Source organism: Lyngbya sp. CCY1209, from assembly GCF_035615495.1.
In the GTDB taxonomy this organism is placed as follows: domain Bacteria; phylum Cyanobacteriota; class Cyanobacteriia; order Cyanobacteriales; family Microcoleaceae; genus Limnospira.
The window spans coordinates 1-512 of record NZ_JAJENU010000438.1 but is presented as its reverse complement, the minus strand read 5'-3'; the positions used below and the strand labels follow the sequence as shown (position 1 = coordinate 512).

General features: G+C 48.8%; 1 protein-coding gene. It reads right to left on the bottom strand.

Translation table 11 applies throughout. From position 1 onward, the window contains the following. Nucleotides 1-512: reverse transcriptase N-terminal domain-containing protein (locus LKE08_RS13320; RefSeq protein WP_324704719.1), on the bottom strand; the 512-nt coding region annotated here is incomplete at both ends.

Sequence of the window (512 nt, the reverse complement as noted above, 5' to 3'; positions counted from 1 at the left end):
ATATTGCGCCTTATGGTCATTGGACAACGAAGTTTGGATAGCAGGTAATCATGGTCAATCTGGTCGAAGCATTTGGCGATGTCGGCATCGAGGACGTAGTATCCCATTTTGTTGATACCAGCAAATATTCTGCCAACTGCGTCAAGAGTTGAGCGTCCAGGTCGGAACCCATAGCTTGTTCCCTCGAATGATGGTTCCCAGAAGGGTTCCAATGCCATCTTGACCAAGGCTTGCTTGGCTCTATCTCGGATTGTCGGGATTCCCAGTGGGCGTTTTTCATCCCGTCCGGGTTTTGGTATCCAGACTCTCCGTAACGGTTTAGCCTTGAAGTTTCCTTTGATTTCCTCAACAAGTTCAAACCTTTGATTAGGGGATATTGCTACCACTCCATCCACTCCGGCTGTCTTCTTGCCCTGGTTATCTTGGGTCACTCGCCTTACCGCTAAGAGCCTTGCGTAGTATGACTTCAAAAGGAGTCTCTGCAACCTTCTGGCTTTTGCATCCTGTCCCGA